Source organism: Streptomyces sp. NPDC088116 (genome assembly GCF_044741745.1).
GTDB lineage: Bacteria > Actinomycetota > Actinomycetes > Streptomycetales > Streptomycetaceae > Streptomyces.
The window spans coordinates 515,443-538,212 of sequence record NZ_JBIUTF010000002.1 but is presented as its reverse complement, the minus strand read 5'-3'; the positions used below and the strand labels follow the sequence as shown (position 1 = coordinate 538,212).

General features: G+C 69.0%; 19 protein-coding genes. 2 read left to right on the top strand and 17 right to left on the bottom strand.

Features of this window, described 5'->3' with window-relative positions; all coding sequences use genetic code 11:
* Positions 1 to 10 precede the first annotated feature (10 nt).
* The 3 genes from nadD to ACIOJD_RS08670 all read right to left on the bottom strand — a co-directional run bounded on the left by nadD (position 11) and on the right by ACIOJD_RS08670 (position 1,190).
* Positions 11 to 577 carry a nicotinate-nucleotide adenylyltransferase gene (gene nadD, locus ACIOJD_RS08680; RefSeq protein ID WP_401909938.1) on the bottom strand — a complete coding sequence of 189 codons (567 nt, stop codon included), beginning with the start codon at positions 575 to 577 and terminating at the stop codon, positions 11 to 13.
* Between the two features lie 212 nt (positions 578 to 789).
* The gene (locus ACIOJD_RS08675; RefSeq protein ID WP_401909935.1) at positions 790 to 954 is read right to left on the bottom strand and encodes a hypothetical protein; all 165 of its coding nucleotides are present in this window, start codon (positions 952 to 954) and stop codon (positions 790 to 792) included.
* 83 nt (positions 955 to 1,037) lie between these two features.
* Positions 1,038 to 1,190 (bottom strand): hypothetical protein, encoded by a 153-nt coding sequence (locus tag ACIOJD_RS08670; protein WP_401880871.1) that lies wholly within the window; start codon positions 1,188 to 1,190, stop codon positions 1,038 to 1,040.
* 150 nt (positions 1,191 to 1,340) lie between these two features.
* Here ACIOJD_RS08670 and ACIOJD_RS08665 point away from each other — a divergent pair, with 150 nt between their 5' ends.
* On the top strand, positions 1,341 to 2,507 hold the full coding sequence (locus ACIOJD_RS08665; protein ID WP_401909932.1) for a M48 family metallopeptidase: 1,167 nt from the start codon (positions 1,341 to 1,343) through the stop codon (positions 2,505 to 2,507).
* Between the two features lie 67 nt (positions 2,508 to 2,574).
* Here the strand turns inward: ACIOJD_RS08665 and ACIOJD_RS08660 are convergent, their stop codons facing one another.
* The 5 genes from ACIOJD_RS08660 to proB form a co-directional block, all read right to left on the bottom strand.
* Complete coding sequence (locus ACIOJD_RS08660) at positions 2,575 to 3,699, bottom strand: hypothetical protein (RefSeq protein WP_401909929.1); 1,125 nt, start codon at positions 3,697 to 3,699, stop codon at positions 2,575 to 2,577.
* A 140-nt stretch (positions 3,700 to 3,839) separates the two neighbouring features.
* The gene (locus tag ACIOJD_RS08655) at positions 3,840 to 4,430 is read right to left on the bottom strand and encodes a hypothetical protein (RefSeq protein WP_401909926.1); all 591 of its coding nucleotides are present in this window, start codon (positions 4,428 to 4,430) and stop codon (positions 3,840 to 3,842) included.
* Positions 4,431 to 4,545: 115 nt separating this feature from the next.
* A complete protein-coding gene (locus ACIOJD_RS08650; RefSeq protein ID WP_401909923.1) occupies positions 4,546 to 5,829 on the bottom strand; it encodes a glutamate-5-semialdehyde dehydrogenase in 1,284 nt (427 codons plus the stop codon).
* A 136-nt stretch (positions 5,830 to 5,965) separates the two neighbouring features.
* Positions 5,966 to 6,481 (bottom strand): hypothetical protein, encoded by a 516-nt coding sequence (locus ACIOJD_RS08645; RefSeq protein ID WP_401909920.1) that lies wholly within the window; start codon positions 6,479 to 6,481, stop codon positions 5,966 to 5,968.
* 139 nt (positions 6,482 to 6,620) lie between these two features.
* A complete protein-coding gene (proB, locus tag ACIOJD_RS08640; RefSeq protein WP_401911642.1) occupies positions 6,621 to 7,745 on the bottom strand; it encodes a glutamate 5-kinase in 1,125 nt (374 codons plus the stop codon).
* A 425-nt stretch (positions 7,746 to 8,170) separates the two neighbouring features.
* On the opposite strand from proB, the gene ACIOJD_RS08635 reads away from it, so the two are divergent.
* Complete coding sequence (locus ACIOJD_RS08635) at positions 8,171 to 10,243, top strand: glycosyltransferase family 2 protein (protein ID WP_401909917.1); 2,073 nt, start codon at positions 8,171 to 8,173, stop codon at positions 10,241 to 10,243.
* 107 nt (positions 10,244 to 10,350) lie between these two features.
* Here ACIOJD_RS08635 and rfbC read toward each other — a convergent pair whose 3' ends face one another.
* The 9 genes from rfbC to ACIOJD_RS08590 all read right to left on the bottom strand — a co-directional run bounded on the left by rfbC (position 10,351) and on the right by ACIOJD_RS08590 (position 22,689).
* Positions 10,351 to 10,956, bottom strand: coding sequence for a dTDP-4-dehydrorhamnose 3,5-epimerase (gene rfbC / locus ACIOJD_RS08630; protein WP_401909914.1), 606 nt, complete (start codon positions 10,954 to 10,956; stop codon positions 10,351 to 10,353).
* Positions 10,957 to 11,078: 122 nt separating this feature from the next.
* On the bottom strand, positions 11,079 to 13,073 hold the full coding sequence (locus ACIOJD_RS08625) for a glycosyltransferase family 2 protein (protein WP_401909911.1): 1,995 nt from the start codon (positions 13,071 to 13,073) through the stop codon (positions 11,079 to 11,081).
* Positions 13,074 to 13,244: 171 nt separating this feature from the next.
* Positions 13,245 to 14,039 carry a class I SAM-dependent methyltransferase gene (locus ACIOJD_RS08620; protein ID WP_401909909.1) on the bottom strand — a complete coding sequence of 265 codons (795 nt, stop codon included), beginning with the start codon at positions 14,037 to 14,039 and terminating at the stop codon, positions 13,245 to 13,247.
* 96 nt (positions 14,040 to 14,135) lie between these two features.
* A complete protein-coding gene (rfbD, locus tag ACIOJD_RS08615) occupies positions 14,136 to 14,987 on the bottom strand; it encodes a dTDP-4-dehydrorhamnose reductase (RefSeq protein ID WP_401911640.1) in 852 nt (283 codons plus the stop codon).
* A gap of 29 nt (positions 14,988 to 15,016) precedes the next feature.
* A complete protein-coding gene (gene rfbB, locus ACIOJD_RS08610) occupies positions 15,017 to 16,003 on the bottom strand; it encodes a dTDP-glucose 4,6-dehydratase (protein ID WP_401909907.1) in 987 nt (328 codons plus the stop codon).
* Positions 16,000 to 17,067, bottom strand: coding sequence for a glucose-1-phosphate thymidylyltransferase (locus ACIOJD_RS08605; RefSeq protein ID WP_401909904.1), 1,068 nt, complete (start codon positions 17,065 to 17,067; stop codon positions 16,000 to 16,002). The genes rfbB and ACIOJD_RS08605 overlap by 4 nt, the downstream gene beginning before the upstream one ends.
* A gap of 324 nt (positions 17,068 to 17,391) precedes the next feature.
* Complete coding sequence (locus tag ACIOJD_RS08600; protein ID WP_401909902.1) at positions 17,392 to 18,651, bottom strand: glycosyltransferase family 2 protein; 1,260 nt, start codon at positions 18,649 to 18,651, stop codon at positions 17,392 to 17,394.
* 217 nt (positions 18,652 to 18,868) lie between these two features.
* Positions 18,869 to 21,028 (bottom strand): hypothetical protein, encoded by a 2,160-nt coding sequence (locus ACIOJD_RS08595; protein WP_401909899.1) that lies wholly within the window; start codon positions 21,026 to 21,028, stop codon positions 18,869 to 18,871.
* 149 nt (positions 21,029 to 21,177) lie between these two features.
* Positions 21,178 to 22,689, bottom strand: a complete 1,512-nt coding sequence (locus tag ACIOJD_RS08590) for an SDR family NAD(P)-dependent oxidoreductase (RefSeq protein WP_401909896.1) — start codon at positions 22,687 to 22,689, stop codon at positions 21,178 to 21,180.
* Between the last annotated feature and the right edge of the window lie 81 nt (positions 22,690 to 22,770).

Genomic DNA, 22,770 nt, shown 5'->3' with positions numbered 1-22,770 from the left:
TCTCCGTGGCTCATTCGCCGCGGTACAACTGCCGCTTGTCGATGTAGCGCACCACACCGTCCGGCACCAGGTACCAGACCGGATCGCCCTCCGCGACCCTGCCCCGGCAGTCCGTCGAGGAGATCGCCAGCGCGGGAACCTCCACCAACGAGACGCCGCCCTTCGGCAGCCCGTCGTCCGTCAGATCGTGGCCCGGCCGCGTGACTCCGATGAAATGGGCCAGCGAGAAGAGCTCTTCGTGATCTCGCCAGCTCAGGATCTGGGAGAGCGCGTCGGCTCCGGTGATGAAGAAGAGATCCGCGTCGCCGTGGAGCGCCCGCAGGTCCCGGAGCGTATCGATCGTATAGGTCGGGCCGCCGCGGTCGATGTCACTGCGGCTGACCGAGAACTGCGGATTGGACGCCGTGGCGATGACCGTCATCAGATAGCGGTCCTCGGCCGGGGAGACCGCGCGGTGGCTCTTCTGCCACGGCTGCCCGGTCGGCACGAACACGACTTCGTCGAGGTGGAACAGGGCGGCCACTTCACTGGCCGCCACCAGGTGTCCATGATGGATCGGGTCGAATGTGCCGCCCATGACGCCGAGTCGGCGCTTGCCAGGAGCGGACGACCGCGGACCGGACGGCACCTGACCGGGCGACCCATGACCGGACGATTCACGACTGGACGACTCGCGGCCGGACGGTTCGCGGCCGGACTTGTCGGGCTCACTGCCGGATTCGGGACCGGTAGGCGATTGCTGCTCTCCCATGCGTGCAGAGCCTACTGGCACACAAGTGCGGCTTCGCCTCAGCGGTCGCGGTTGAAGCGGGTGGTGATCCACAGCAGCAGAAGCAGCGCGAACAGAGAGCCGCCGCCAGTGAGGTAGGGGCTGAGACTTTCGTGGTTGCCGCCGTGCTCGGCGCCCTCGGCGAGCGTGACCAGGCTGGCGGCGGCGGTACCGGTGAGGCTCATCTTCTGCGGGCCCTTTTCGTCAGGAGTCGGAGCGGGACTTCGCCCACATCGTATGCGGGGGCCCCGGGCACGCTTACGCCGACTCAGTCGTTGTGGTCGTTGTCGCGGTATCCGCGCAGCAGGAACCAGGCGAGCAGGGCGGCTCCGATCAACGAGACGACCAGCACGATCCGCACCGTGTTGCCCGGTCCCTCCTGGTTCGATGCGGCGGCGAGCAGTGTCGCGGTATCCGGCATGTCGGTTGTGCTCCTCGGTCTCCTCGGGCCGCGGCCCCGGGACCCACCCCGGGAAGCACGGCCACGGTCCCCCGTCACACGGTAGTGCCAGCCTCTAGGGTGGGCCGTCAGGGGGACGAGCAGTGGACTCGTACGAACAGGGGACAATCCATGACCGAAGACAGTCACGACGGCCGCGAGCCCGGCCTTCACAAGAACGTGCCGAGCAGGCAGCGCAGGCGCTTCCCGGGCATTTCCTCCCGGGCGTACGAACACCCCGCGGACCGCTCGGCGCTGGTCGCCCTGCGCAAGCTCAGTGGCTTCGACACGGTGTTCAAGGCGTTGAGCGGGCTGCTGCCGGAGCGCAGTCTGCGGCTGCTCTTCCTCTCCGACTCCGTGCGGGTCGGAGAGGCGCAGTTCACCCATCTGCACACCATGCTGCTGGACGCCTGTTACATCCTGGATCTTGAGAAGGTCCCCGCGATGTATGTGGCCCAGGACCCGAAGCCCAATGCCATGTGCATCGGCCTGGACGAGCCGGTCATCGTGCTGACCACCGGGCTGGTGGAGCTGCTCGACGAGGAGGAGATGCGGGCGGTCGTCGGCCACGAGGTGGGCCACGCCCTCTCCGGTCACTCGGTCTACCGGACGATATTGCTCTTCCTCACCGGCCTCGCGCTCAAGGTCGCGTGGATCCCGCTGGGCAATGTCGCGATCATGGCGATCGTGACGGCGCTGCGGGAGTGGTTCCGTAAGTCCGAGCTGTCGGCGGACCGGGCCGGGCTGCTGGTCGGTCAGGACCTCCAGGCGTCGATGCGCGGGCTGATGAAGATCGCCGGTGGCAACCACCTGCACGAGATGAATGTGGACGCGTTCCTGGAGCAGGCCGAGGAGTACGAGGCGAGCGGCGATCTGCGCGACTCCGTGCTCAAGATCCTCAACGTGCTGCCGCGCACGCACCCCTTCACGACGGTGCGGGCCGCCGAGCTGAAGAAGTGGGCCGAGAGCCGCGACTACCAGCGGATCATGGACGGCCACTACCCGCGCCGCGACGAGGACAAGGACACCTCCGTCACGGACTCGTTCCGCGACTCCGCGTCGCACTACGCGGACACGGTCCGCACCAGCAAGGACCCGCTGATGAAGCTGGTCGGCGACATCACGGGCGGGGCGGGCGACCTGGGCGGGAAGCTGCGTGACCGGTTCATGGGCGCAGGCGGCGGCAACAGCGGCAGCGGTTCCGCCTCCGGTGGTGACGGTGGCGGTAGTGGCAGCGGTACGGCCGACGGGAACGGCAACGGCAACCGTCCCCGGAATGACGACGACAGCCAGAACTGAGCGCCGCGCGAGCCGGCGTCGCGCAACGGCTCGCTGACCAAGCAAGCGGGCGGACGGCCGAGCCCGGTCACCCGGCCGGGCTCGGCCGACCCGGGCTCGGCTGGGCCGCGTCGGACAAGGTGCCGCAGAGCGTCCCGTTCCCCGGGCCCGTCGAGTACGGGTCCGTGCCCGCCGGGTCGTTGGGTCTGGCCCGCTGACCGTCCAGCAGCGGACGCAGCGTCCTCGGCACCTCGGCCGAGCAGTCCTGCGGACCGGCCTGGACCGCGCTGGTCAGCAGCTCCACGCGGTGCTTCGGCAGATCGTCCGTGTCGAAGCGGAAGCGCAGCTCCCGCCGGACGGTGAACAGCGAGGCGTCCCCGGTCGGCCGCGCGTCGGACGTGGCCGGCCTCAGCGCGTACACGAAGACATGGTCGGAGGTCACTTCGAGGGTGCCGGGCGCGGTCTCCTCGTAGCGCAGCGTGCCGTGCACCCGCACCGCGGCGTCGGCCTGCGCCACCTTCCCCGGGTCGAAGCGCACCAGCCAGCCGACCGGGGCATGCCTGCCGTCGTTCGCCGGGGCCGCGAAACTGCTGTCGAACTGTGCCAGCTGGTCGGGGTCGATCAGAATCCGTACGGGCCGTACGGAACGGCCCTCCAGGACGTCCGGGTCCAGCGAGGACGCCACGAGATAGTCCTTGACGGTGGCCAGCGCGGCCATGACCTGGCCGTCCGAGAAGCCCCCGGAGCTGTGGACGGCGGGCAGGGTGATGCCGGCGGCTCCGGCGCGGAACTGTGCGGCCGGGCTGCGCCGGAAGAGGTCGTCGGGCGTGCCGCCCGGCACCGGCCCCTTGGGGGCCAGCGGAGTCACCGACATCCGTACCTGCGCCGCGACACCGCCGGTCGTCGGCCGGTACGGACTGCGCACGCCCAGGTAGACCGCCGTCCCGAAGGCCAGCACGACCACCAGGACGAGCATCAGGAGCTGCTTGGGACCGTTCCTGAGCCGCCGGATGCCCCGGCGGCGCGGAGGCGGGGGCGGCGGCAGCCTCCGTACGGCGTGGGCGTGGTCCCGCATCCGCTCCTTCGCGGAGGCTTCCTGGAGGCGAGCGGCGCGAATGAACGATTCGTCGAAGACGACGGACCGGTACTCGTCGTCACCGCCGCCGGGGAGCCCCTGAGGTTCCCCTTCGGGTGGGTCTCCACGCGCTGCCATATCTTCAGAGTAGGTCGGCGGGGCCAAACGTAAACGCGGAGCCGACAGCCGAGTTGTTCCGGTACGCCTTCCGGGGAGCGCGCTCGACGGCCCCGGTGCGGGCGACGGTTGAAGCCTTCACGACGTGTCCGGGCGGCGGCTCACGGCGTACGCGGCAGTGTGGACACCGCCGACGGGCTGCCCGGGGTGCCGGTCGCCGCCGAGACCGAGGGCGCGACCGGTCCGGGCTTGTCGATCCCGGTCGTGGCGGGCTGCGGCACCGTGTCGTCACTGCTGCCGGAGGCGCCGCGATAGACGGCGGTGAACGCGAGCGCGACCATCCCGACGCCCATCAGCAGGGCGAGCAGCCAGGCGACGGGGCGGTGCCAGCGGGCGGTCCCCCGGTACGGGCGCAGAGCGCCGCCGTGGCGTCCGTACGGACTCGCGGGCGCGTCGGGGTCGTCCGGGTCGTAGTCGTCGTCGTAGCCGTACTCATGGCCGTACGGGCCGTACAGCTCGTCGTACTCGTCCTCCGACGCTCCTCCACCGGACCTGGCCCGTGCCGCCTCGGCATCCGCCCGCGCCTGGGCGGCGGCCAGCAGCCGCTCGACGGCGGAGGGTTCATGGATGGTGGCGGATCGGACGAAGTCCTCGTCGAACACCACGGAGGCGAAGTCCTTGTCCGCGCCTCCGCGGTCGTCGTCGGGCTCCCAGCCGTCCGGGAACGGCCTGCCCCCCACGTCGTCCGGCACGTCTTCAGAGTAAGCCTGGGACGTCGTTTTGGGCAGGCGGAGTCCGAACTCTCCCGAATTCGTTTTCGTCACCCGCTCCGGACGTTCACCGGCCCGGCGTCGTCGGCCGTCGCGGCTACCGGATGTGACCGTCGCCCGTGACGATGTACTTCGTCGACGTCAGTTCCGGCAGCCCCATCGGCCCCCGCGCGTGCAGTTTCTGCGTGGAGATCCCGATCTCGGCGCCGAAGCCGAACTGACCACCGTCCGTGAAGCGCGTGGACGCGTTGACAGCGACCGTGGTGGAATCGACCAACTGGGTGAAACGGCGGGCGGCGGCCTGCGATGTGGTGACGATCGCCTCGGTGTGACCCGACGACCAGAGCCGGATATGGCCGACGGCCGAGTCCAGCGAGTCCACGACCGCGGCTGCGATGTCGTACGAGAGGTACTCGGTCTCCCAGTCCTCCTCGGTGGCCGCCACGATCTTCGCCTTCGTCCCCGTGGCGTACGCCCGCACCCGCTCGTCGGCGTGCACCGTGACCCCGGCGTCGGCGAGCGCGTCCAGCGCGCGCGGCAGGAACGCGGCCGCGACGTCCTGGTGGACCAGCAGCGTCTCGGCCGCGTTGCAGACGCTGGGCCGCTGCGCCTTCGAGTTGATGAGGATGTCGACGGCCATGTCGAGATCGGTGTCGGCGTCCACGTACACATGGCAGTTGCCGGTGCCGGTCTCGATGACGGGGACGGTGGATCCCTCGACGACCGTTCGGATCAGGGAGGCGCCGCCGCGCGGGATCAGTACGTCGACCAGGCCGCGGGCCCGCATCAGCTCCTGGACCGCGTCGCGGCCCTCGCCCGGTACGAGCTGTACGGAGTCGGCGGGCAGCCCGGCCCCGCCGACGGCGTCGCGCAGCACCCGTACGAGGGCGGTGTTGGAGGAGAGGGCGGAGGAGGAACCGCGCAGCAGCACGGCGTTGCCCGACTTCAGGCAGAGCGCGGCGGCGTCCACGGTGACATTGGGGCGGGCCTCGTAGATGATCCCGACCACGCCGAGCGGCACCCGCACCTGGCGCAGGTCGATCCCGTTGGGGAGCGTCGAGCCGCGGACGATCTCACCGACCGGGTCGGGCAGTGCCGCCACGTCCCGTACGTCCGCGGCGATGGCCCGGATCCGCTCGGGTGTCAGCGTCAGCCGGTCGATGACCGTCTCGCCGGTGCCCGCCTCCCTGGCCCGTGCGACATCCTCCGCGTTGGCCGTGACGATCTCGTGCGTACGGACCTCCAGCGCGTCCGCGATCGCCAGCAGCGCGTCGTCCTTGGCGGCGCGCGGCAGTGGCGCGATATCCGCGGACGCGGCGCGGGACCGGTAGGCGGCCCTGGCGACCGGGGAGAGGTTGTCGTACGGCGAGAGGGAGGTCATGCCCGCAGGGTAATGCGCGCCCTGCGGGCATTCCGCGCGTATTCCGCACTTCGAGACGCCCTACGAGACGGCGCGGGCACACGGGCTTCCACCGGACCCCGGGGCCCCGGTCCCGATCTCGGATGCCCGGTCCCGGTCAGAAGGGATGGACCCCCACAGGAGCCGCGGGCGGCGGACCGTACCCCTCCGCGATGCGCTGGTGGTACGTCTCCCGGTCGATGACCTCGAGTCCGACGATCTCCCACGGCGGCAGCTTCGCGCTCGACCGGTGCTCACCCCAGAGCCGCAGCGCCACCGCGGCGGCGTCATGCAGGTCCCGGGCCTCCTCCCAGTAGCGGATCTCCGCGTGGTCGTTGGCGTAACGACTGGTCAGCAGGAAGGGATGGTCATGCGCCAGCTGCTCCAGGCCGCGGCGGACCTCCGTCAGCGGCGACTCCGCCCCCGAGACACTGAGCGTGATGTGCCACAGCTTCGACACCGGGCGCCTCTCCGCGCGCGCGTCCGCTTCCGATACCGCCTCCGGCTGTTGCTCGTCGTCGAAGTCTTCCCCCGCTTCGACGCTGGTCAGGGCTCGTTCCTCCGCCACGGCCCTGCGGGCATGGACGCTGCCCCCGGCCCCTCGGGGCACCGCCCCCGGGCGCGCTCGTCTCACCAGCGGCCTCCTGTTGTGCGTCGTCGTGCTTCCCCGTCGTTCCCCTGGGACAAAGTTGACCAGTCCTGGGCTGGGCATGGGGTGGTTTTGGTAAAGGTCCCTGTTCAAAGGCGGGACTTTCAGCCGTTTCAGGGGCGGGTCAGGGATGCAGGATGACCAAATCGTCCCTGTGTACGACCTCGCGCTCGTAGGCCGGACCCAGTTCACGGGCGAGCTCCCGGGTGGAGCGGCCGAGCAGCTGGGGCATCTCCTTGGCGTCGAAACTGACCAGCCCACGGGCGACGGCGCGGCCCTCGGTGTCCCGCAGTTCGACCGGGTCCCCCGCGGTGAACTCGCCCTCCACGGCGGCGATTCCGGCCGGAAGCAGTGAGGTGCGCCGCTCGACGACGGCCCGTACCGCGCCGTCGTCCAGGATGAGCGCGCCCCGCGGCGTGGAGGCGTGGGCGAGCCAGAGCAGCCGGCCGGCTGAGCGGCGTCCGGTGCTGTGGAAGTACGTCCCGGTGTCCCGGCCCGCGAGCCCGTCGGCTGCCCGGCTGGCGGAGGTGAGGACGACCGGGACGCCGGCCGCCGCCGCGATCCTGGCGGCCTCGACCTTGGTGACCATGCCGCCGGTGCCGACGCCGGCCTTGCCCGTACTGCCGATGGAGATACCCGCCAGGTCGGCGGGGCCGCGCACCTCGGCGATCCGGGAGGTGCCGGGCTTGCTGGGGTCGCCGTCGTACAGCCCGTCGACGTCGGAGAGCAGGACGAGCAGATCGGCCCGTACGAGATGGGCGACCAGGGCGGCCAGCCGGTCGTTGTCGCCGAAGCGGATCTCGTCCGTGGCGACGGTGTCGTTCTCGTTGACGACGGGGACGGCGCCCATGCCGAGCAGCTGGTCGAGGGTCCGGTAGGCGTTGCGGTAGTGCGCCCGGCGGCTGGTGTCGTCCGTGGTGAGGAGCACCTGGCCTACGCGTACGCCGTAGCGGGCGAAGGAGGCGGTGTAGCGGGCGACGAGCAGTCCCTGTCCGACACTCGCCGCGGCCTGCTGGCGGGCCAGGTCCCGGGGACGGCGGGCCAGTCCGAGCGGTGCGAGTCCGGCGGCGATGGCTCCGCTGGACACGAGCACGATCTCCTTCTCGGGGCCGCCCTCGCCGCGCCCCTCTCCCCGGACGCCCGCCAGTACGTCCACCAGGGCGTCGACCCGGTCGGCGTCGAGTCCTCCGGAGGCCGTGGTGAGCGAGGAGGAGCCGACCTTGACGACGATTCTGCGGGCCCGCGCCACGGCGTCCTGCCGGGGCGCCGTGGAGTTCCCCGCGACCGCGTCCCCTGCCGCCGTGTCCTGCCGTGCCGCTGCCACCCGTTCCGCCTCCGCTCTCGCCGGCGGCATGACCTCCGGCGCGCGGCCGGCATGCCCTCCGGCCGGTCAGCGTACGCGAGCGGCCCGTCCGGAAGCGGGCCGGTTTCAGTGGCCGGACGGTCCACCGCTCCCGTGCCCGGACCCTCCCGCCACCGTGCCCGGCAGGCCGTCAACCTCACGCCACCCACCCATGCACATGGCGTGACACGACGGTGACCCGGTGTAGTACAGGTCGGGAAACGTCACTGCCCGGAGCGGAGACGGCCCGCCGCCGCGACACCCGCGCACTCAGGCCACTGCCCTTTTCGACAGCGCGCCGGGAAACCACAGAAGAGATAGGCAGTTCAGCGATGCCAGTAAAAGTGACCGTCGTCATTCCGGTGTACAACCCGGGCAAGTACATCGACCCCTGCATCGATTCCCTGCTGGCCCAGACTCTGCCACCGGAGGACTTCGAGGTTCTTTTCGTCGACGACGGATCGACCGACGACAGCCCGGACCGCCTCGACAAACTGGCGGCCGAACATCCGCACTTCCGGGTGATCCACATTCCCAACTCCGGCTGGCCGGGCAAGCCCAGGAACGTCGGCGTGACCGAAGCCGAGGGCGAGTACGTACAATTCCTCGACCAGGACGACCACCTCGCGTCCGACGCACTGCGACGCCTCTACGAAATGGGGCAGCGGAATGGTTCCGACATCGTGATCGGCAAGGTCGCATCGAATTTCCGGGGCGTCCCGCACGGAGTGTTCGCGAAGAATCGAGAGAAGTGCGACCTGAGCAACGCCCCGCTGTACGACAGCCTCACCCCGCACAAGATGTTCCGCACCGACTTCCTCCGCACCAATAAGATCGCCTACCCCGAGGGAAAGCGCCGCCTCGAGGATCAGCTGTACATGATGCAGGCCTATTTCCCCGCGAAAGTCGTCTCGATTCTGGGCACGTACACCTGCTACTACTACTCGAAGCGGGACGACGGACAGAACGCCGGTTCGGCGAAGATCGTCCCGGCCGGCTACTACGGCAACCTGCGCGAGGTCCTCCACGTCGTCGTGGACAACACTGAACCGGGTGAATTCCGTGACCGGTTGCTGAGGCGCTTCTACCGGGTCGAGATGCTCGGACGGCTGAGCGAGCCGGGTGTGCTCAAGCTCGATCCCGAGTACCTCGACGAGATGTGCGAGGCGATCCGGCCGCTCGCCGCGGAGTTCATGCACGACGGCGTGCACGACGGCCTCGGCGCGCTCCCCCGGCTGCGCTCCACGCTGCTGCGCGAGGACAACCGCGAGGGGCTCGTACGGGTCGCCCGCTTCGCCGCGTCCGTGAAGGGGGCGGCCCGGCTGGAGGACTTCGACTGGCAGCCCGACGGCAGGGCGGCGCTCTGGGTACGCGCCCGGCTCGTCCACGGTGACGACCAGGAACCGCTGCGCGTCGTCCGGCGCGACGGCCGGTACTTCCTGCACCCGGACATCAGCGAAGGGCTGCTGCCGGACGGACAACTCCTCGACGTCACCGACGACATGGCCGACTTCAAGGGCGAACTCTCGCTGCGAAACCGCGAGACGGCCGTCGAGTGGCCCTGCCCGGCCACCTGGACCACCGAGGTGGAGAAGGTGGAGAAGGTGGAACACGAGAACGCCGAGAACGCCGAGAACGACCAGGACAACGCGGTCTACGAGGTCGTCCTGCACGGCCGTGGCCATGTCACCAGCGAGGCGGTCAAGGGCCGCGGCCGGGTGTCCCGCGGCTTCTGGGACATCTGGGTGCCGGTGCGGGGCTACGGCCTCGTGCGCAAGGCACGCCTCGGCGCGGACCGCGCGGCGCACGTCGACGCCAAGTGCCTTCCGGCACTGCTCGGTTCACCGGCGCGCGCGGTCATTCCGTACTTCACCGACCCGCACGGCAACCTGACCCTCGATGTCGCGGGCCGCGCCAAGAAGATGGCCGCTTATATGGCCGACCGCCCGGTGCTCAGGGTGCCCGGCGGCCGGTCCGAGGTCCGTCTCGACGTGTTCACCGGCACCACGTCCGGTTCGAAGGCCGTCGAGGTGGCGGTGACCGGCGCGGATGGCGGGACCAGGACCGTGGCGGCCACGCTGCGTCCCGACCACGGCCGCGCGCACCTCGGTATTCCCTCGCAGGTGCCGGGTCTGCCCACCGGCACGGCACAGCTCTCCGTACTGCTGGACGGGCCGAAGAGCCCCGGGCTGCCGCTGTGCGAGGTGCCGGTGGCCAGTGGCGGCCGACTCCGGCTGGACCGCGGCGGCCTGAAGGCCGTCGACGCCCTCACACTCCGGCTGATGAGGGTGAAGCGCCGCAGGGCCACGATCCGCAAGGTGCTCCGCTCGGTCGGTGGACCGCTCGTGCGCCGACTGCCTCCGGTCACGCGCAAGAAGGTACGTCTCCTCGCGGCCCGTTTCTGAGGCCCCTGGGCCCTGTCCGGCGGATCTTCACGGATCAGCCGGACAGGCCCTGGCCGCGCCCGGGGTCCGAGCGGTCCGACATCGCCCGGACCGCGCCGGCGCTCCGCTCACGACTCTCGTCGCGCGCCCAGCTGATCGCGGTAGGACACGCAGTCCTCGTACCGGGGCAGCATGCCCCGCTCCTCTGCCTCGGCCAGCGTGGGGGCCGCGGAGTCCTTCGGGGAGAGGATCGGCGTGATGTCCGCCGGCCAGTCGATGGCCAGATCGGGATCGAGCGGATGGATGCCGTGTTCGCGAGTCGGCGCGTATCCCTCGGAGCAGAGGTAGACGACGGTCGCGTCGTCGGTCAGCGCGAGGAAGGCGTGACCGAGCCCTTCGGAGAGATAGACCGAGTGGTGGTCGACGTCGTCCAGACGGACGATCTCCCACTGCCGGTACGTCGGTGAGCCGACCCGGATGTCGACAACGACGTCGAGGATCGCGCCACGTACACACTTCACGTACTTGGCCTGTCCGGGCGGCACATCCGCGAAGTGGACACCCCGCAGTGTGCCACGGCTCGACACCGAGCAGTTGGCCTGGGCCAGACGCAGCGGATGACCGGCCGCCGCGGCGAAGTCGGGCTCCCGGAACCACTCGTGGAAGCTCCCCCGTTCGTCGGGGAACACCTTCGGCTCGTGTACCCAAGTACCTTCGATGGACAGTGATCGCATGGTGTGTCCGTGTTTCCTTGCCGGGAGAGTTGAGGTCCGTAGCGCGCCGTCATGGGGCATCCGGGAGCCCTGCCCCGCACGCGTCCCTGCCGCTGAGAGCCAAGGCCGCGTGTCGGTGAAAGCTACGACTTGAGCATACGGCGGATTTTCCGGGCGATCCGGCCCAGCGGCCGGCGCAGCCGGGCGGCCGGAGTACGCGGTCCCCGCTCGGCCGCCCCCTTCGGCAGAGCCTTGACCTTGGTGATCGTCACACTGCCGTCGGCGCCGACCCGCAGACCGACCGCCAGCTTCGTCCAGCGGGTCCCGTCGCGTTGCGGGGAGGGGAGTCCCATGTCAACCGCCCAGGTACGGCCGGTGAGTTGTGCGATGGCCGGCTCGGACGACAGGAGTACACCGGCGTCCTTCGGCACGAGTGAGGCGGAGGTCTCAACCGTCGCGCCGCCCGACGAGTCGGTGAACCGCAGCGCCACCTTCTCGGTGTCCGGCGCCTGGAGCGGCAACGCTATGTGCAGGCCACCGTCCCAGGTGACGTCCTTGGGCGACACCTTCGAGACATCGCGGTCGAAGCGCGTGGTGGCGAGGTCGACGTCCAGCGAGAGGTTGCCGTGCGGCTCGGTCCAGTAGGGAAGGACCAGTCGGCGAGGGGTCCCGCTGAGCGATCCCTGCCGTGCCGCGTCGACGCCATCCGCGCGGACAGCACCCAGCCGGGCGTGCTTGGTCCAGCCGCACACGCTCATGCGGATGAAGATGTCCCAGATCCCCGGGCCGAGCGGAGCCTGGTGGGCCGCGGACTGGGGATCGACGACCGACTCGGCCTTCAGGACCAGTCGGTAGCCCGAGTCGGAACGGCCCGTGACCGGCACCCGCTCACGAATGATCTCCGCGGGCTGGAAGAACTCGGCGGCGGTGGACCGTTCACGGACCACGAGGTCGACCTTGGCCGCCTTGACCGGGGCCGTGATGGTGGCTCCCTGTTCACGGATCGAGGCCATCGCGGCATCACCGATGGGGAGATCGAGCAGGTCTTCGCCGTCCTCGGTACGGAAGACGAGCGGGGCACCGTCCACCTGGTACTCGGCGGTGAAGCCGACCCTCAGGGATCCGCCCTCCCATGTGAGGCCCTCCAGGCGGGCCTTGGGCTTGATCTGCGATTCCCAGCGGGCCAGTTCCTCCAGCTTGGCGAACTCACCGGCTCCCACGAGCGCGGCGACGACCTGCTGAGTGGGCTGGAGTCCGGCGACAACGCCCTCGCCCATACGCTCGTTGAAGACCGCGCGTATCTCGTCGAAAAGCTCCCTGCGGTAGTCCTCCGGCAGGACGAGCAGCCGACGGCCGCGCAGTCGTTCCAGCATCTCGTTACGAAGCCAGCGGCGGTAGAGCTTGTCACGCAGCGGGCCCGGCTCGGTATTCCGCTCGACGACATCCAATGCCTCGCGCATATTTCCGTAGTAGCCCACCGGGTCGAACCGCTGGAAGCCCGCGTTGGAGGCATCGTCGCGCTTGACGTGGTAGTAGCACAGATAATCGCTCAGGACAGCGACATTGGAGGCCAGAAGGTATGTCTCGGCGACGAAGACATGGTCTTCGAGGCGTCTGCGGCCTTCCTTGAAGCGAATGTTGTTCCGGTCCAGGAATTCCTTGCGGAACATCTTGTGCGGGGTGAGACTGTCGATCAGGGGCGCGTTCTTGACGCTCGCGCGCGGCCGGTTGACACGGAACAGTTCGAGCGGCACCGGCCGGCCTTTGCCCGCCATCTTGCCGACGATGACGTCGGCCTCGTTGGCGACTCCGTATGCGTACATGCGCTCCAGCGCCTCGTCGCCCAGCCAGTCGTCGTTGTCGACGAACATGACGAACTCACCGCGTGCGGTGGCCGTTCCGACGTTGCGCGGCTTGCCCGACCAGCCGGACGGCTCCTGATGGATGACGTGCATGTGCGGGTGCTCGGCGCTGAGCCGGTCGAGGCGCTCGGGCGTCTCGTCGGTGGAACCGTCGTCGACGAAAATCGCTTCGTACTCGTCATCGGGCAGGCTCTGACGCAGCAAGGAGGCAATACAGTCCTCGATGTACGGACCGGGGTTGTACACCGGTATGACAACACTGACCTTGACGGACATGCAGCAAGCCCCAACTCGTCGCGAAAGCACCCCCGCAAGAAGTTGCCAGGGCATCGGATATTCATATTATCCTCTGCCTAAAGACGCGTCGGGGCGGAAGCGAGTTCCGCCCCGACGGCCTGAACTTTCCGCGTCAGGACCAGGATCCAAGGCAATGATCCCGGTCGAGGATCAGTGGCCGACGGCCTCGATCCGCTTGCGCAGCGGGCCGAATGCCGAGTACCCACGGCGCAGATCACGGGCACGGGAGAGCGGACGCCAGAAGTCGGCGCCGAGAAGGATCTCCGGAGCGACCGCGTTCTTGCGCACCATTACCTCGTCCGGGACCTGCTGAGGATCGGGAACGACATATTCCTTGATGATTTCGTCATACGAATCCTTGAGAACGGTGCTCTCGGGGTTCGCACCGAAGACGACCACCACACCGGTGGGCTTCGTGTCGACCTCGACCACCAGCAGATCGGGGCGGTAACGGCGCAGCACCGTCGCGACCTTGTAGACGTCTCCGGTCCACGCGTTGGTGTGACGGTCACGCGCGGCCTCGTCGATGTCGCGCGGCAGCATGTCGTCAAGGACGATCACGCTGGACCAGCGGGAGTGCTTCTCGACGTTCATGAAGTCGCGCAGCGCGAACTCGAAGAGGTGCATGCCGTCGATGAACGACAGCTCCAGCTTCGGGTCCCCGCCGAGAAGGTTGACCGGATCCCGCCGGGCCAGCGCGCGGAACGGGTTGCGGCCGTTGCGCAGATGGAGCAGCGGGTCCTTGCGGGCGAAGAAGTCGTCGCTGGTGGCCTTGACCAGGTGGACATCGCAGCTGATGGACGTGACCACCTTGAAGGCTGGGTCGATGGCCACCGACGGGACCCGGGAGAGTGCCAGGCTGCGCCCGTCATTGACCCCGATTTCCAGATAATTGCGGGGCTTGTACACACGGTGCAGGTGGCGCAGGAAGCCGTGGCGATCCACGTAAGGGCCCTTCACTTCGAATCAACAACAGGGGATTGATTCTCAGTGAACTTAGTGGGACACGGGACCATCCGTAAACATCTACCGGCCAGTAGTTCACTCGTGTCGCTCAATCTTGGCCATGCCGGGGAACGCTTCGGCGAGCGCGGAGCGCCAGTCGCGAATCGGTTCGATTCCGGCATTCTTCCACCGCTCGTGTCCCAGCACGCTGTACGCGGGCCTGGGCGCGGGCCGTACGAAGGCCTCGCTGGTCGTCGGACGGACCCGCTCCGGATCCGCGCCGAGCAGCCGGAAGATCTCCCGGGTGAATCCGAACCAGGTCGTCTCGCCGCCGCTGGTGCCGTGGTAGACGCCGGGCTCGGCCGTGCCCGCGAGGGCCGCCCGGCCGAGCTGGACCAGCCGGTCGGCGAGGTCGCCGGTCCAGGTGGGCTGGCCGCGCTGGTCGTCCACCACGTCCAGGGTGTCCTTGATGCCCTCCAGCTTGATCATCGTACGGACGAAGTTGCCGCCGCCCGCTCCGTACAGCCATGCCGTACGGACCACGTAGCCGGTGTCGGGGAGCGTGTCGAGCACGGCACGTTCCCCGGCCAGCTTGGTGCGGCCGTACGCGCTGCGCGGGGCGGTGGGGGCGTCCTCTCCGTACGGGGCCCGACCGTCGCCGGCGAAGACATAGTCCGTGGAGACCTGGAGCAGGACGGCGCCCGAGGCACGGCATGCCTCGGCGAGGACCCGGGGCCCGGTGCCGTTGACCGCCAGCGCATCGGCCTCCTTGGCCTCGGCGTCGTCAACGGCCGTCCAGGCCGCGCAGTTGACCACCACGGCCGGCGCGTGCGCCTCCAGCGCGGCACGTACCGCGCCGGGGTCGGTGATGTCCAGCGCGGTACGGTCCAGACCCTCCACGCGCTCCCCCGCCTCGGCGAGCCGGGCCAGCAGATCCTGCCCCAGCATCCCGCCGGAGCCGGTGACGAGCCAGGTACTCACAGCGCCGCACGCTCCTTCAGGGGCTCCCACCACGCGCGGTTGTCGCGGTACCACTGAACGGTTTCCGCGAGACCCCTGGCGAAGTCCATACGGGGCTCGTATCCCAGCTCCGAGCGGATCTTGGCGCAGTCCACGGAGTAGCGGCGGTCGTGGCCCTTGCGGTCGGTGACGTACTCGACGCTGGTGTCCCAGTCGGCGCCGCAGGCCTCCAGCAGCAGGCCGGTCAGCTCCTTGTTGGAGAGCTCCGTGCCGCCGCCGATGTTGTAGACCTCGCCGGCGCGGCCCTTCGTACGGACCAGCTCGATGCCCTGGACGTGGTCGTCGATGTGCAGCCAGTCGCGGATGTTGCCGCCGTCGCCGTACAGCGGGACCTTCTTGCCGTCCAGCAGGTTCGTGATGAACAGCGGGATGACCTTCTCGGGGAAGTGGTGGTGCCCGTAGTTGTTGGAGCAGCGGGTCACCCGCACGTCGAGACCGTGGGTGCGGTGGTAGGAGAGGGCGATCAGATCGCTGGACGCCTTCGCCGACGAGTAGGGCGAGTTGGGCTCCAGCGGGTGGGTCTCCGGCCAGGAACCCTCGTCGATCGAGCCGTAGACCTCGTCGGTGGAGATGTGCACGAAGGTCTTGACGCCCGCGCGGTGCGCCGCGTCGATCAGCGTGTGGGTGCCCACCACGTTGGTACGGACGAACTCCGCGCCGCCGTCGATGGAACGGTCCACATGCGACTCGGCGGCGAAGTGCACCACCTGGTCGTGCTCGGCCATCAGCTTGCCGACCAGCTCGGGATCGCAGATGTCGCCCTGCACGAAGGCGAATCCGGGCCGGTCGCGCACCTCGTCGAGATTGGCCGGATTACCCGCGTAGGTCAGCTTGTCGAGGACCGTGATCTCGACGTCGCCGGGGCCCTGCGGGCCCAGGACCGTACGGACGTAGTGCGAGCCGATGAAGCCGGCACCGCCGGTCACGAGAATCCTTGTGGTCATGAGGAGATCTGCACCTTGCTGTGGTCACCGAGGACGAGACGGTGGGCGGACGGGTTACGGGGCGCGGGGGTGATCTCGACATCGCGGCCGATCAGCGATGCCTCCACCCGGCGCACGCCGGTGAGGGAGGATCCCCGCAGCACGATGGAGTACTCGATCTCGCTGTCCTCGATCCTGCACCCCTCGGAGACCGAGGTGAAGGGACCGATGTAGGCGTCGCTGACCACCGTGCCCGCCCCGATGATCGCGGGGCCGACGATCCGGCTGCCGGTCACCTGCGCGCCCGCCTCGATCCTGACCCGCCCTATGATCTCCGTCGCCTCGTCGACGTTTCCGTCCCGGCACGGCTCGACGGTCTCCAGCACCGAGCGGTTGACCTCCAGCATGTCGGTGACATTGCCGGTGTCCTTCCAGTACCCGGAGATGGTCGTGGAACGGACGTCGCGCCGCTGGTCGATCAGCCACTGGATGGCGTGGGTGATCTCCAACTCGCCACGCCAGGACGGCTCGATGGCACGAACGGCCTCGTGGACGGCCGGGGTGAAGAGGTAGACGCCGACGAGGGCGAGATCGCTCTTCGGCTCCTTCGGCTTCTCCTCCAGGGCCACCACCCGGCCGTCGGCGCCGAGTTCGGCCACACCGAAGGACGTCGGGTTGGGCACCTTCGTCAGCAGGATCTGCGCGTCGGGCCGGTCCTCGCGGAAGCCGTCCACCAGGCCGGTGATGCCACCGACGATGAAGTTGTCCCCCAGGTACATGACGAAGTCGTCGTCGCCGAGGAAGTCACGGGCGATGAGGACGGCGTGCGCCAGCCCGAGCGGGGCGTCCTGCTGGAGGTAGGTGACCTTTATGCCGAACTGGGAGCCGTCACCGACCGCGTCACGGATCTCCTCGGCGGTGTCGCCGACGATGACGCCGACCTCGGTGATGCCCGCCTCGGCGATGGCCTCGAGGCCGTAGAAGAGCACGGGCTTGTTCGCCACGGGCACGAGTTGCTTCGCGGAGGTGTGCGTGATGGGGCGTAGACGGGTACCCGCCCCACCGGACAGTACGAGAGCCTTCACAATCCCTATCCCATGCTGAGATTCCGATGCTGTCCGGGCGTCGCCCGACAGTCCGATTTTACCTACGATTTCCGGCCCGGCTTCCCGCCGGCCACCTCGGGAGGGTGAATCCGGTCTGCGCGGAGGCGCGCGCGTGAGCGCCAGGGAGTGCGTGGAGGAGTGGGCGGTGGCTTTCACGCGGGCGGACACACGGGTCAGTACCACGGTGGCCGCGCGCCCGGTCCGTACCTCTGTCCGGCACCCGCGCCATCACGACGGCCGCCGCTGACGGGCGACAGGCCTCGGCGCTCCCCACGCGTCACCGGGCGCGCGCCGCTGCCTCGCTCATCCCGGTCCGGGGCTTCCCGGTGCCACCGCGGACGAGGCCGGTACGGACACTCCCCGCAGCTGGGTGCGCAGTCTCCGGATCACCCTGCGCGTGAGGGACTTGCGTCTTCGTACGACCGAGGGCGGCTCTATGCGCTCCAGCCCCGGCCTGCCCACCCAGTCGCGCACGGTCACCTCGTACGAGGCGTCCCTCAGGCCGGTGCCCTTCTCCCCGTAGTGCGGGTAGGCGAGGTACGGCGTCCGTGCCAGGCCCCGGCGGACCACCTCGGGCCTCGTCTCCGCCTTGATGAAGGTGAGCATGTCCCGCAGCAGGTCGAACCGCCCGAGGGCGACGCACTCCAGCCGCAGCCGCTCGGCGACCTTGATGTGTCTCGCCACACCGGGGCTCCAGTACTGGGCCATCAGGGGCGCCGCCAGTTCCATCCGGTGCCGCTGGGCCTTCTCCGGCTGCTTCAGGATGCCGTGGGCGAACTGCTGGAGCAGCCCGACCGTGAAAGGTCTGACCAGCAGCCGGTCGCGCTTGGGGCCCGCCGGCACGAGTTCGGTGATGAGCCGCATCAGGGCCGCCGCGGACTCGAACCGCAGCTCGTAGCCGCCGCTCTTCGTCACATGCTTGCCGTCCGCACGGCCGACCAGGTAGTAGCAGGTGTAGTCGGAGATCACCGAGACGCCGCCGCCCCGGATGTACGCCTCCATCGTGAAGAGGGCGTCCTCCCCGGTCTTCAGGCCCTCGTCGAAGCGCAGGCCGATCCGCTCGATCAGCTCGCGCCGGAAGAGCTTCTGCGCGCTCAGTGTGAACATCACCTGCGACTGGTGGATGTCGACGCGCTCGGCCGTCCGGCCCCACATGGAGCCGGGCGCGCCCCGGTTCACGCCCTCGACCTTGCCGAGCACCACGTCCGTTCCGGCGCGGTCGGCCATGGCCACCATGCGTTCCAGCGCTTCCTCGCCCAGGTGGTCGTCCGCGTCCAGGAAGAACACGTAGCGCCCCCGGGCCAGACCGAGGCCCACGTTGCGCGGCCCGCTGGGGCCGCCCGAGTTGGCCTGTCGTACCACCCTGGTCGGGATGGTGGACGAGGCCGCGAACTTCTCCAGATATTCCCCCGTGCCATCGGTCGAGCCGTCGTCTACAGCGACGACCTCGATGCGGTGGGCCAGCGTCTGGGCCCGCACCGACTCCAGGCAGCGGACCAGGTAGGGCATGGCTTCGTACGCCCCGACGATCACGCTCACATCAGGAAATGACAATTCGTTCATCGAAAGTCAAGACAAGCGGAACGTAATATTGGTTGTCCGGTAAGCATCGTCATCATCGTGATGCCAGTCACATGCGCACGTCAAGTGCCGTCGTACGCCGGGCGATCGCTCCCCCGCGGACCGCACGGGACCACAGCGGACCACGGACACGACGGCCCGGCGGAGCGCTCGAAAGCGCCCGGCCGGGCCGTCGTCGAGTCGTACCTACCAGGAGGCGTCAGCCCCGCACGGGCGAGTCCAGGTCATTGTTCTCGGGCTCGGTCCGCGCGTCCTTGGACGTCTCCAGGCCTTCCTCGGCCCGCGGTTCGGCCGGTACGGAATCGTCCGGCGCCGGTGCCTCCGCGGGCTCCGCGAGGCGCTCTTCCACACCCACGTTGCGCGCCTCGGACTTCACGGCCAGCGCACGCGCCGCCGCGTTGAACTGCTCTATCGACGTCGGCTCGTCGGGACCCAGCAGGTACCGCTTGAGCTCGTGGCGGTCGTCCGCCAGCCGGTCGGCGGACGGATCGGCGACCGCCGCGAGCAACTGGCCCAGTTCCTCGGCGCTGTTGGAGAGGATCACGGCGGCCCGCACCGCGGTGTTCTGCCGCCTGAACTCCTCGGCTCCCAGCTCCGCGGAGTCGGTGACCGCGTACGGCTTACCGCTAGCGATGAAGTCCGAGACCACGCTGGAGATGTCGGAGACCATGGCGTCCGACTCGTTGAAGCAGTCGTACAGCCGGGGCTCGGCGCCGCTGATGACCCGGTGCTCCCACCAGGGGAAGGACTGCCAGTACGCGGTGTTCCACTCGCTCCGCAGCCGCGCCAGCTCCGCCTGCCGCGCCGGGTCCGCCTTGGCGTCACGCGATGCCTCGGCCTCGTCCCTGCCGCCCTCCGACACTCCGGACAGCTCGTTCAACCGCGCCTGGATACGGGCCAGTTCGGCGTTCGCGGCGCTCTGCCGCTCGCGCAGCCCGGCCGCCTCCTTCGCCCAGCGGGCGTCGGTGCCGCGGGCGGCGGCGGCCTTCTCGACCAGCGAGATGATCCGCGCGTGCACGGCCTTCGCCTTGGCGCTGCGCGTACCGGTGAAGGGGTGCGGCTTGTAGAGAACACGCACCGGCTGCTCGGCGTTGAGCAGCCGCTTGATGATGTTCTCGCCGGCCAGCAGCAGCGAGGTGTTGCCGGGGTTGTCGTCCCAGCCCTCCCAGGTCGGGGCGTAGAGCACCGTGGGGATGGGGTTCTTCGGCGAACCGGTCCCCTTCTCGATCGGGGCCAGCTGCGGGCGGCCCACCTCGACGATGTCCTCGTCCCGCACACCGACGTCGGCCAGCGCGTAGCGGTCGCGGCCGGCCCGGCCCGCCGTCCACACCTCGTCGTAGGCCTTGCTGTACGGGTTGACGCTGGCCAGCTTGTCGCTGTCGCCGTGCCCGATGAAGACGTGCTTCATGGTCGGCACGCGCAGCATGTGGATGTTCTTGCCGACGTTGGCCGCGTACAGCGCGACCCGCACGGTCGACAGGTCCAGGTTCATCAGGTGTACGCCGCCCGGGACGCAGAGCACCGGCACGGCCGTCGGGGCCAGCTGGTTCGCGATGGCCCGCTCCCGCAGGACGATCAGCGGCCGGCCCTCCATCTTGTCCATCGTGTCCAGCCACATGTTGACCTGGTACGCGGACTCCTTGGATCCGGAGAAGTACAGCATCACGGTCGGCCGGTACTCGCCCAGCCATTCGTCCACCGCCGCGAGCACCTTGTCGGCCGGGGGTACGAGCCGGCTCGGCCGCATGTACGGCAGCAGCGCGGCGATGTAGCCGACGGCGAGCAGCAGGCTGAGGCCCAGGCCCGCGAAGCCGTAGATGTTGTCGCGGGTCTGGAGCGTGACGATCACACCCACCATGGCGAAGACGTCCAGGTGGAGCATCTTCTCGGCGGAGCGGTTGAGCAGCTTGCGCGGCGGGGCGTCCGGGATCCGGATGGCGCCGAGGTCGATGTTGCGGGTGACCACGGGCAGCCTGCGGCGCAGCCGGAGCAGCGTGACGATCGCGCCGTGCGGTGCCTGGAGCCCGTAGAACATCAGCACCGCGATGACGGTCACATAGAAGATCCGGTCCTCACCGAGTCCCGAGCGCGCCACCAGCAGCACCAGCAGCATCTGCCGGATCAGGAAACGGATCGACAGGCCGGCCCGCACCTTGGCGAGCCGGTTGACCAAATAGCTGCCGCGCCGGTGCAGAAACGTGTCCGCGAGATAGGTCACGGCCGCCGCGGCGGCGAAGAGCCAGATATTGGGAAGTATCGCGGCGAGCATGACGCACGGGAAACTCAGCCCCAGAAGAAGTGCGGCTGCCAGCTCTGATCCGCTGCCCACTCGGGCCAGGCGGATGGCTGTCGAAATCACGGAAAACCTGCTCCAGACCGTGCCGGAAATTGACCTTGCAACAAAGTTGACCTGCAACGAAAGTGTGAAGAGACACTTTCAAGAACTCGGGCCTCCGTAGTTCGCACAGCGGCGACCACGGAGGCCCTTATCAAGATTGTCGAGAATTATTACACATCTTCCTGACGGTCCAGAACGGCCGCCAGCGCCTGCTCGAATCCGGAGGCCTCCGAGGCACCCCGGGTCGGGTCCTGCTGACGTACGTCGATGACGTGGCCGGTCAGCTCGGAAAGCAGCACATCGAGTGAGGTCTTGGCGACGGCCTCGGAGGAAAGCAGCGAACCCTCGGGCTCCTGGCCGAACGCCTTGGTACGCATGGGAGTGGCGGTGCGCTCGGGATTCACGCAGTTCACCCGGATTCCCTCACCGGCCCATTCGTCCGAGAGCGCCTGGGTCAGATTCACCATGGCGGCCTTGGTGGACGAGTACAGGCTGTACTCCGCGCGGCCCCGGGTGTAGCTGCTGGAGGTGTAGAGCAGCAGCTGGCCCTTGGTCTCCACCAGGTACTTGTACGAGGCGCGGGCGATCTGCACCGGCGCCAGGTAGTTGACGTTCAGTGCTTCCTGAATGGTGGTGTTGTCCGTCTCGGCCAGCTTGCCGATGCGCAGCACGCCCGCCGTGTTGATGACGTAGTCGATACGGCCGGTCTCCGCGTAGGCGCGGGACAGCGCGTCGTCCACGTGCTCCGGGTTCTCCACATGCGTACCGGTGGTGGAGCGGCCCAGCGCGTACACCGTGGCGCCGAAGGACTCGGCGAGCTGCGAGATGTCCGCGCCGATGCCGTACGAGCCGCCGAAGACGACCAGCGTCTTGCCGGTCAGCAGCTCACGGTAGGCCTCTTCGGAGGGCTGCTCCGGGGCCGTGGCGGTGGCCAGCTGGAAGAGCTTGTCGGCGATGAAGACGTCGACCGGCTGGGTCACCTTCATGTTGTACTCGTCGCCCGCGACGACGTAGATCGGCACGTCCGGCAGGTACTTCAGCACCACGGAACAGTCGTCGGTGGCCTGGAAGTTGGGGTCGGTCGCGGCGACCTCGTACGCCTTGCGGACGGTGGAGAGCTTGAACGCCTGCGGGGTCTGGCCGCGCCGCAGCCGGGACCGGTCCGGGACGTCCGTGATGAACTCGCCGTCGCCGCCGTGCGTACGGGTCACGATGATCGTGTCCGCGGACGGGATCGCCACGTCCACCGCCTGGTAGCGGTCCAGCGCGTCGACACAGTCCTTGATCACGCGCTGCGACAGCAGCGGGCGGACGGCGTCGTGGAAGAGGACATTGCGGTCCTCGCCCTCGGCCAGGCCCTCACCCAGGGCGGCGATGGCACGCTCGGTGGTCTCGTTCCGGGTCTGGCCGCCCTCGATGACCTTGCTGACCTTGGTCAGTCCCGCCTTCGCGACGATCTTCTCCACGTCGGGCACGAAGCCGGGGGCCATCAGCACGATCACATCGTCGATGGACTCGGCCTGCTCGAAAATCCACAGCGTGTGCTCGATGACCGCCTTTCCCGCGATCTTCAGCAGCTGCTTCGGGATCGACAGGCCCACACGCTGACCGGTACCACCCGCCAGGACGATGGCGGTGGTGCGGGGCTTCGCGGACGACGCGGAAGCGGGAGTTGCAGACACAGGACTGACCTACCTTGCGGGCTCAGAGGATGCAGCGATGGTCCCACCCCCGGCAATCCTCTTGCAAGGTGGACCACGACC

Coding starts and splice junctions, on each gene's coding strand:
- nadD (WP_401909938.1), bottom strand. CDS start 577: ATGGGCGGCACATTCGACCCGATCCATCATGGACACCTGGTGGCGGCC.
- ACIOJD_RS08675 (WP_401909935.1), bottom strand. CDS start 954: ATGAGCCTCACCGGTACCGCCGCCGCCAGCCTGGTCACGCTCGCCGAG.
- ACIOJD_RS08670 (WP_401880871.1), bottom strand. CDS start 1,190: ATGCCGGATACCGCGACACTGCTCGCCGCCGCATCGAACCAGGAGGGA.
- ACIOJD_RS08665 (WP_401909932.1), top strand. CDS start 1,341: ATGACCGAAGACAGTCACGACGGCCGCGAGCCCGGCCTTCACAAGAAC.
- ACIOJD_RS08660 (WP_401909929.1), bottom strand. CDS start 3,699: ATGGCAGCGCGTGGAGACCCACCCGAAGGGGAACCTCAGGGGCTCCCC.
- ACIOJD_RS08650 (WP_401909923.1), bottom strand. CDS start 5,829: ATGACCTCCCTCTCGCCGTACGACAACCTCTCCCCGGTCGCCAGGGCC.
- ACIOJD_RS08635 (WP_401909917.1), top strand. CDS start 8,171: ATGCCAGTAAAAGTGACCGTCGTCATTCCGGTGTACAACCCGGGCAAG.
- rfbC (WP_401909914.1), bottom strand. CDS start 10,956: ATGCGATCACTGTCCATCGAAGGTACTTGGGTACACGAGCCGAAGGTG.
- ACIOJD_RS08625 (WP_401909911.1), bottom strand. CDS start 13,073: ATGTCCGTCAAGGTCAGTGTTGTCATACCGGTGTACAACCCCGGTCCG.
- rfbD (WP_401911640.1), bottom strand. CDS start 14,987: ATGCTGGGGCAGGATCTGCTGGCCCGGCTCGCCGAGGCGGGGGAGCGC.
- rfbB (WP_401909907.1), bottom strand. CDS start 16,003: ATGACCACAAGGATTCTCGTGACCGGCGGTGCCGGCTTCATCGGCTCG.
- ACIOJD_RS08600 (WP_401909902.1), bottom strand. CDS start 18,651: ATGAACGAATTGTCATTTCCTGATGTGAGCGTGATCGTCGGGGCGTAC.